This is a genomic window from Streptomyces sp. CRN 30 (assembly GCF_034105845.1).
Genome location: NZ_JAVRHI010000206.1, coordinates 1 through 7,612, shown reverse-complemented (window position 1 = coordinate 7,612; position 7,612 = coordinate 1). Strand labels below are relative to the sequence as shown.

Genomic DNA, 7,612 nt, shown 5'->3' with positions numbered 1-7,612 from the left:
CCCCCCCCCCCCCCCCCCCCCCCCCCCCCCCCCCCCCACGTCCGGGTCAGGCCCGGCGGGCGGAGCTTGAGGCGCCGCCGAACAACCGGGCGAGGGCCCGGAAGGGCAGCGTCACGACGGTGGCGATGGCGGAGCCGATCTGCCGCAGTACGTCTGCGATCGCGCGGAACACGTCTCTCCCCTTTCGTCTCCCGGCCGCACGGCCAGGTAGGAAGGCGGGTACCGCCCATGGCGCGATCCATGCCACCCGACATGCTCCCGGGAAGCAATCACCCCTCGTGCCTCAGTTCTTGCCGAACGTCCCGCCCGGGAACGCGCCCGCCCCGACCACGGCCGACGCCAGTGCCCGCCCCAGCTCGGTGAGCCGTTCGACGCCCGCCGCGCCCAGGTGCTCGTAGGGCGCCCGGTCCAGCCGGTCGGTCGCGGCCTCGACGGCGGTGCGCAGGGCGGTGCCCGCACTCGTCAACTCGCCGTCGGCGTCGAGCAGTCCGCGGTCCCTGAGCCGTCCGGCCGCCGCGTCCCAGTCCTCCCGCGTCCAGCCGCGGGTGCCCAGCACCGCCCTCGGGGTCATGCCCTTGCCGGTCGCGGTGTGGCTCACCAGGGCCTCCACCGGGTCGAGCCCCGCGTCGAGGAGGACGGCCAGGTGCCCGTCGCCGCGGTGCTCGCGCAGCAGCGTGGCCGCGTGCCAGAGGGCCAGGTGCGGTGCCTCGGGCACGGGCAGGTCGGCATGGGCGGCGTACAGGGGGCGCGCGGTCCGGACGCACGCCTCGGTGGCGCGCAGGGCGAGCCCGGCCGCCTCGGCGACCTCCGCGGAGGCGAGGACCTCCTCGCCGAGCAGCCGCCGCAGGGTGGCGTCGACGGCCCGCGCGCGTGCGGCGAGCGCGACGGACGGTGTGGTCTTCTCCCAGACGGCGGGGAGGTGCCGCGCCACCAGTCCGTGCCGGAAGTTGAAGAACGTGGCCGTCACCACCCCCGCGCCCACCGGGCCCATGGCCGCGGACCGCACGGCGAAGTACGCCGCGGTGACGTCGTCGACCCCGACGGCGGCCAGCTCCCGTCCGAGGTCGGGCGAGAAGTAGTGCGCCGAGTGCAGCGTGTTGAGAGCGGCCTGGCAGTGTCGTCCGGCGCGCTCCGGCAGGGATGTGCTCATTGACATCACATTACCGACTGGTAGGTACGTCTGGAAGGGGACGCCCCACAGTCACAGTCCGGGGGGTGTCCCGCCATGGCAGGAAAGGTGGGGAACTCGTCATTGTGGCCATCGCCCCGCCCGCCGCACCATCGAGGCATGCGAACCGTCCTGGTCGTCCTCTTCGACCGAGTGCAGAGCCTCGACGTCACCGGCCCGGTGGAGGTCTTCGCGGGCGCGGAGAGCGCTGTCCCGGGCAGCTACGCCATCCGCACGGCCGGCCTGGACGGCGCCCCCGTGCGCACCTCCAGCGGCCTCACCCTCGTCCCGGACCTCGCCCTGACCGACCTCGCCGACGCGCCCGCCCCGCACACCCTCCTCGTCCCCGGGGGACAGGGAACCCGCCGGCCCGACCCGGAGCTCCTCGACTGGCTGCGCGAGCACGGCCCGCACGCACAGAGGCTGGTCTCGGTCTGCACGGGCGCGATCCTGCTGGCGGAGGCGGGCCTCCTGGACGGCCGCCGGGCGACCACCCACTGGGCGTACTGCGAGGAACTGGCCCGCGACCACCCGGCGATCGAGGTCGATCCGGACCCCGTCTACGTACGCGACGGACATGTCTCCACCTCCGCCGGCGTCACCTCCGGCATCGACCTGGCCCTCGCCCTCGTCGAGGAGGACCTCGGCCGCGCCACCGCGCTGACCATCGCCCGCCACCTGGTGGTCTTCCTGCGCCGCCCGGGCAACCAGGCCCAGTTCAGCGCCCAGCTCGCCGCGCAGACCGCGCAGCGGGAGCCGTTGCGCGAGGTGCAGCAGTTCATCACCGAGCACCCCGGCGGGGACCTGAGCGTCGAGTCGCTCGCGGCCCGCGCCGGCTTCTCACCCCGCCACTTCGCCCGCGCCTTCCAGGCCGAGACCGGTACGCCGCCCGGACGGTACGTGGACCGGGTCCGCCTCGAACACGCGCGCCGCCTGCTGGAGGACACCGCCGACGGCGTCGAGGAGATCTCGCGCGCCAGCGGCTACGGCACCCCGGAGGCGATGCGGCGCGCCTTCGTGAAGGCCCTGGGCACGGCCCCGGCGGAGTACCGCCGCCGGTTCCGCCCCGCACCCGACCGCCTGACCCGCTGACCGGCTGGACCGAAGGAGAACCCGATGCGCATCGCCATCGTCCTGTTCGACCGCTTCACCGCCCTGGACGCCGTCGGCCCCTACGAGACGCTCGGCCGCCTCCCCGGCGCGGAGACCGTCTTCGTCGCCGAGCGGACCGGACCCGTCCGCAGCGACACCGGAGCCCTCGCGCTCACCGCCGACCGGAGCCTGTCCGAGGTGCCGGACCCGGACCTCGTCGTCGTGCCCGGCGGCCCCGGCCAGAGCGCACAGATGGAGAACGGGGCCCTCCTCGACTGGCTGCGCACCGCCGACCGGACGACCACCTGGACGACCTCCGTGTGCACCGGCTCCCTGCTGCTCGCCGCCGCCGGGCTCCTCCGCGGCCGGCGCGCCACCTCGCACTGGCTGGCCCTCGACGCCCTGAAGCCCTACGGGGCCGAGCCGACGGGGGAGCGGGTGGTGTCCGACGGCAAGTACGTCACCGCGGCCGGCGTCTCCGCCGGCATCGACATGGGGCTCACCCTCGTCGGCCGGATCGCGGGCGACGACCACGCCCGGGCCGTGCAGCTGCTGACCGAGTACGACCCGCAGCCGCCCTACGACGCGGGCTCCCCCGAGAAGGCGCCCGCGCACCTCGTGGCGGAACTGCGCGCGGGCAGCCGCTTCACCCTGACGTAGTCCAGGTGAAGCGCGGCTGTCTGCGCTCCAGGAACGCGGCGACGCCCTCCGCGGTGTCGCCGCTGCCGCGCGCCTGCTCGGCCCAGTAGGCGTCCCGGTCCGTACGCCCGTTGGCGAACTCCTTGGCCGCGGCCTGCGTCAGCTCCGAGCGCGCGACGAGGACGGCGGCGAACTCCGCGACGCGCTTGTCCAGACCGCCCGCGGGCAGCACCTCGTCCACCAGCCCGGTCCGCAGCGCCCGCGCCGTGTCGATCAGCTCGCCCGAGAACAGCAGGTACTTGGCGGTGGCCGGACCCACCAGCGCCACCAGCCGCCGGGTGGAGGAGGCCGCGTACACGATGCCCAGCTTCGCCGGGGTCACCCCGAACAGCGCGCCCTCCTCCGCGAACCGCAGGTCGCAGGCGGCCGCGAGCTGCGCCCCGCCGCCCACGCAGTGCCCCCGCACCGCGGCCAGCGTCGGCTTCGGGAACGCCGCGAGGGCCTCCTCGGCGAGCACGGCCAGCCCCTGGGCCTCGGCCGCGGAGCCCTGTAGCGTCGAGATGTCGGCTCCCGCGCAGAACGTCCCGTCCGCACCGGTGAGCACCAGCACCCGGACGGCGGGGTCGGCCGCCAGCCCGTCGAGCAGCGGCGGCAGCGCCCGCCACATCCCGGCGGTCATGGCGTTGCGCTTGGCCGGATGGTGGACGACTACGGTGGCGACCCCGTCGGTGACGCGGTGCAGCAGCTGTGGCTCCATGCACGGGATGCTAGCCATCCGCCACGACCATACGATCACTGAGGGGGCCCGGACCGAGGAGGCTGCCGCATGGTGCGCACGAAGAAGGCGGGCACGAAGGGGCCGGGTGCCGGGAAGGCGGACGGGACCACGAAGCTCAGCCGGGGCTTCGGCTGGCTCGCCGTCCTCGGTGTCGTCCTGGTGGCCGCGGGCGTCGTCGGGCTCTTCTACACCGGTTTCGCCACGCTGACCTCGATGTTCCTGTTCGGCTGGCTGCTGCTGATCGGCGGCGTCGTCGGCCTGCTGCACGCGGTGCAGGCGCGCGGCACCGGCTTCTTCTGGCTCGGCGCCGTGGTCGCCGCCCTGAACCTGGCGGCCGGTGTCGTCATCCTGAAGATGCCCGAGGTGGCCGCCGAGGCCCTCACCATGTTCGCCGCGCTGCTGTTCCTGGCCGGCGGGGTCTTCCGGCTGGCGGGCAGCCTGGTGGTGCGCGGCCCGCAGTTCGGCTGGACGCTCGTCCAGGGTGCCTTCGGTCTGCTCCTCGGCATCCTGGTGCTGATGTCCTGGCCGAGCAGCAGCCAGTACGTCATCGGCACGTTCTTCTCGCTCGCGCTGCTCTTCGACGGGCTCGGGCTGATCGCCACCGGCTACGGCGGGCGGCGCGTCGTCGGGCTGGTCTCCGACCGGATGGCCGAGGACGGGAGCCGGAACGCGGCAGGGGACAAACACGTACAACCCGAATAGTTCGGAAGTCGGCGCGCCGACGGCAGGGTCGGTCACCCGGCTGCCCCCGGTGTTCAGGGGCGGTCGTAAGCCGTCGATACGCGCTGACTTGTGTTCAGTCGGGGGGACGGCACTCGCGCTTTCCCAACACTCGTCGTGTGGTGACAATCGAGCGCAAGGGTGGCGACCGGACGATGGAGAGCGAGGCGCGGGGACCGGACCCGCGCCCTGACGGCGGAGGCGGTACGCCCCGCGGAGGACGCAGAGCGACGGCACGGCTGCCGTACGAAGGGGTCTGGCGGTTCACCGCCCCGGCCGTCGACTCCTCGGTGCCCCAGGCCCGGCACGCCGTCCGGGACCTGCTCGCCCGCCAGGGCGTGCCCGTGACGGAGGACCTGGCCCAGGGGCTGCTGCTGATCGTCTCCGAACTGGTGACCAACGCGGTCAAGCACGCGGCGCTCCTGTCGCCGACGCTCGCCGTGGAGCTCGCCGTGGGTGCCGAGTGGGTGCGGATCGCGGTGGAGGACGACCACCCCTACCGGCCGACCGCCCTGGAGACCGATCACGCACGGACGGGCGGCCGGGGCCTGCTCCTGGTCCGGGAGATCGCCCGTGAGGCGGGCGGGGTGTGCGACATGGAGCACACCCCGAGCGGCGGCAAGGTGATCTGGGCCGTCCTCCCGCTGCACCCGGCCCCGCTTCTCTAGGACGCGCCCGCCCCGGCTCACCAGCCGGCGGCCGGCCCCGTCAGTTCCCTGACCGCCGGACGGGCCGCGTCCAGGACCGTCATGAACCAGGCCGAGAAGGTGTCCCGCGCGTGCCGCTCCGTCAGCTCGGCGGGCGTCACGAAGGCGGTCGCCCCCACCTCCTCGGCGTCGGGCAGCAGCGGGGACTGCACCAGTCCCACGAAGAGGTGGTTGTACTCCTGCTCCACCAGGCCCGAGGCCGGGTCCGGGTGGTTGTAGCGGACCGTGCCCGCCTCGGCCAGCAGCGAGGGGGAGACCCCGAGCTCCTCGTGCGTCCGCCGGGCCGCCGCCGCGAAGGGTGCCTCGCCCGGGTAGGGGTGACCGCAGCAGGTGTTCGACCAGACACCGGGGGAGTGGTACTTGCCGAGGGCGCGCTGCTGGAGCAGCAGCCGGCCGCGCTCGTCGAAGAGGAACACGGAGAACGCCCGGTGCAGCCGCCCGGGAGCCTGGTGGGCGGAGAGCTTCTCCGCCGTGCCGATCGTGGTGCCGTCCTCGTCGACCAGTTCCAGCAGGATCGCTTCCGTGGTGCCTCCCCCGGAGCCCGGGAGGTGTCCCCCTGGTGAACTGTGCATCGCGGTGGCAGGTGTGCTCGGCATAACTGTCCTTCGCCTCGTTCGTCGAGCTTCAAGTCTGCCGTACGGATCCGGCACTCCCGGCACTCCACGGCCGTGCCGCCGCCCTGGTCCGGGCAGCCCGCGACCGGTTCAGTGGCAGAGTTTCGCCTCGTGCTCCGCGTGGCCGCCCGGTTCCAGCTGGAACGTGCAGTGCGCCACGTCGAAGTGGTCGCCGAGGCAGCCCTGGAGCTCGTGCAGCATCTTCTCGTGGCCGGTGGCGCTCAGGGTCCCGGAGGCGACGACGACATGGGCGGAGAGCACCGGCATGCCCGAGGTGATGGTCCAGGCGTGCAGGTCGTGCACGTCCTCCACGCCGGGCAGGGCGAGTATGTGCGCGCGCACCTCGGCCATGTCGACGCCCTCGGGGGCCGACTCCAGCAGCACGTCGAGGGTCTCGCGCAGCAGCCGCACCGTACGCGGGACGATCATCAGGCCGATGGCCAGCGAGGCGATCGGGTCGGCGGCCTGCCAGCCGGTGGTCAGGATGATCACCGCGGAGAGCAGCACCGCCACGGAGCCCAGCGCGTCCGCGACCACCTCGAGGAACGCGCCCCGCACGTTCAGGCTCTCCCGCTGGCCGCGCATCAGCAGCGTGAGCGAGACCATGTTCGCCGCCAGGCCGATCAGCGCGAACACGATGGTGGTGCCTCCCGCCGTCGCGGCGGGGGTGAGGAAGCGCTGCACCGCCTCGTACAGCACGTAGCCGCCGACGCCGAGCAGCAGCAGGCAGTTGGCGAGCGCGGCGAGTATCTCGGCGCGCGCGTACCCGAAGGTGCGCCGCGCGCTGGCCGGGCGGCTCGCGAAGTGGATCGCGAGCAGCGCCATCCCGAGTCCCAGGGCGTCCGTCGCCATGTGCGCCGCGTCCGCGATGAGCGCGAGCGAGTCCGCGGCGATGCCGCCGACGATCTCGACCACCATGACGGCGAGCGTGATCGACAGCGCCACCCGCAGTTTGCCCCGGTACGCGGTCGTCGCCGTCGCGCCGGCCGGCGCTCCGTGCGCATGCCCGTGATCGTGACCGGCCCCCATGACGTCCGCCCTTCTCCGTACGGTTCGGGATCACCAGTCAACTACGGGTGGGGGGTATGGGGCAACGCGACGCTGAACACCGTTGTCATCTGCCGTGACCTGCGGAAATGATGGTAGAGGGAACCGCAGGTCACAGGTGGTCGATCAGTCGCCGCAGCCGCCGTGCACGCGGTGCGGCCGCGGCACCGCGCCCGGGACGCGGACCCTGTGCCCGGTGCGCTCCCGTGCGCGTCACCGCACGCCGTACGCGCTGCCTGGAATGTGCGGTTCCACAACGGCGGTTTGTGGCGCCGGACCGAAATCACCGATGATGATCGCGGTCGAGGCGGAGCAGAGTGGGTTGAGCGGGCCGTGAACACGCGGTGAACGCTCGCTTCTCATCATCCGATAGCCTCTGCCGACACGCCGCCCGGCGCCCAGGGCCAGGGGCGTTCCACCCACGCGCACGCCCGGCGCGGCAGCGCCGGCACCCAGGGAGTGAGTTCGTCTGTCGACCGCCATCCTCACCGGTCAGCCGGTTCCGGGAGCGTCCCTGGAGGGCGAGCTGCGGGCGCTCGGTTTCGACGTGCGGGTCGCCTCCGACGCCGGCGAGACCGAGACGCTGCTCGCCCAGGTCCCCGGTGACCAGCGGGTCGCCCTCGTGGACGCCCGCTTCGTGGGTCACCTGCACGCGCTGCGCCTCGGTCTCACGGACCCGCGCTTCCCGGCCGCCGCCCTGCCGGGGGCCGTGACCGTCCAGCCCGCCGCCCGCCCGGCCCTGACCCGCGCCGTGGCCCGTGAGCGCTCCGCCGTCCCCGGTCACCGGCCGGCCGCCGACGCGGACGGCCTCGCCGACCGCGTCACCGCCGCCCTCGACGCCGACGGC

Annotated in this window: 9 protein-coding genes and 1 pseudogene; 5 read left to right on the top strand and 5 right to left on the bottom strand. The window is 73.8% G+C overall.

The window, feature by feature from the left end:
* Window positions 1–46 precede the first annotated feature (46 nt).
* Both UW392_RS22025 and UW392_RS22020 read right to left on the bottom strand, forming a co-directional pair.
* Window positions 47–172 (bottom strand): LPFR motif small protein, encoded by a 126-nt coding sequence (locus tag UW392_RS22025; protein WP_320776789.1) that lies wholly within the window; start codon window positions 170–172, stop codon window positions 47–49.
* A gap of 111 nt (window positions 173–283) precedes the next feature.
* Window positions 284–1,150: an SCO6745 family protein gene (locus UW392_RS22020; RefSeq protein WP_320776788.1), complete on the bottom strand. Its 867-nt coding sequence runs from the start codon at window positions 1,148–1,150 to the stop codon at window positions 284–286.
* A gap of 138 nt (window positions 1,151–1,288) precedes the next feature.
* On the opposite strand from UW392_RS22020, the gene UW392_RS22015 reads away from it, so the two are divergent.
* Together UW392_RS22015 and UW392_RS22010 are read left to right on the top strand one after the other, a co-directional pair.
* Window positions 1,289–2,260, top strand: a complete 972-nt coding sequence (locus UW392_RS22015; RefSeq protein ID WP_320776787.1) for a GlxA family transcriptional regulator — start codon at window positions 1,289–1,291, stop codon at window positions 2,258–2,260.
* 24 nt (window positions 2,261–2,284) lie between these two features.
* Window positions 2,285–2,920, top strand: coding sequence for a DJ-1/PfpI family protein (locus tag UW392_RS22010; RefSeq protein ID WP_320776786.1), 636 nt, complete (start codon window positions 2,285–2,287; stop codon window positions 2,918–2,920).
* Here the strand turns inward: UW392_RS22010 and UW392_RS22005 are convergent.
* A complete protein-coding gene (locus UW392_RS22005; RefSeq protein ID WP_320776785.1) occupies window positions 2,907–3,656 on the bottom strand; it encodes an enoyl-CoA hydratase/isomerase family protein in 750 nt (249 codons plus the stop codon). The two genes, UW392_RS22010 and UW392_RS22005, sit on opposite strands and share 14 nt — an antisense overlap.
* Before the next feature lie 69 nt (window positions 3,657–3,725).
* On the opposite strand from UW392_RS22005, the gene UW392_RS22000 reads away from it, so the two are divergent.
* Window positions 3,726–4,379, top strand: a complete 654-nt coding sequence (locus UW392_RS22000) for an HdeD family acid-resistance protein (protein WP_320776784.1) — start codon at window positions 3,726–3,728, stop codon at window positions 4,377–4,379.
* 137 nt (window positions 4,380–4,516) lie between these two features.
* Complete coding sequence (locus tag UW392_RS21995; protein ID WP_414496564.1) at window positions 4,517–5,065, top strand: ATP-binding protein; 549 nt, start codon at window positions 4,517–4,519, stop codon at window positions 5,063–5,065.
* 17 nt (window positions 5,066–5,082) lie between these two features.
* On the opposite strand, the gene idi is transcribed toward UW392_RS21995, so the two are convergent.
* Both idi and UW392_RS21985 read right to left on the bottom strand, forming a co-directional pair.
* The gene (gene idi, locus UW392_RS21990; protein ID WP_414496563.1) at window positions 5,083–5,700 is read right to left on the bottom strand and encodes an isopentenyl-diphosphate Delta-isomerase; all 618 of its coding nucleotides are present in this window, start codon (window positions 5,698–5,700) and stop codon (window positions 5,083–5,085) included.
* A gap of 108 nt (window positions 5,701–5,808) precedes the next feature.
* A complete protein-coding gene (locus UW392_RS21985) occupies window positions 5,809–6,747 on the bottom strand; it encodes a cation diffusion facilitator family transporter (protein WP_320776783.1) in 939 nt (312 codons plus the stop codon).
* Between the two features lie 487 nt (window positions 6,748–7,234).
* Here UW392_RS21985 and UW392_RS21980 point away from each other — a divergent pair.
* Window positions 7,235–7,612: pseudogene (locus UW392_RS21980) on the top strand (CDP-alcohol phosphatidyltransferase family protein); the annotation flags it as partial.

What these genes read in the sequence shown, in the direction of transcription:
- UW392_RS22010 (WP_320776786.1), top strand. Translation starts at nt 2,285, where the DNA reads ATGCGCATCGCCATCGTCCTGTTCGACCGCTTCACCGCCCTGGACGCC.
- UW392_RS21985 (WP_320776783.1), bottom strand. Translation starts at nt 6,747, where the DNA reads ATGGGGGCCGGTCACGATCACGGGCATGCGCACGGAGCGCCGGCCGGC.
- idi (WP_414496563.1), bottom strand. Translation starts at nt 5,700, where the DNA reads ATGCCGAGCACACCTGCCACCGCGATGCACAGTTCACCAGGGGGACAC.
- UW392_RS22000 (WP_320776784.1), top strand. Translation starts at nt 3,726, where the DNA reads ATGGTGCGCACGAAGAAGGCGGGCACGAAGGGGCCGGGTGCCGGGAAG.
- UW392_RS22015 (WP_320776787.1), top strand. Translation starts at nt 1,289, where the DNA reads ATGCGAACCGTCCTGGTCGTCCTCTTCGACCGAGTGCAGAGCCTCGAC.
- UW392_RS22020 (WP_320776788.1), bottom strand. Translation starts at nt 1,150, where the DNA reads ATGAGCACATCCCTGCCGGAGCGCGCCGGACGACACTGCCAGGCCGCT.
- UW392_RS22005 (WP_320776785.1), bottom strand. Translation starts at nt 3,656, where the DNA reads ATGGAGCCACAGCTGCTGCACCGCGTCACCGACGGGGTCGCCACCGTA.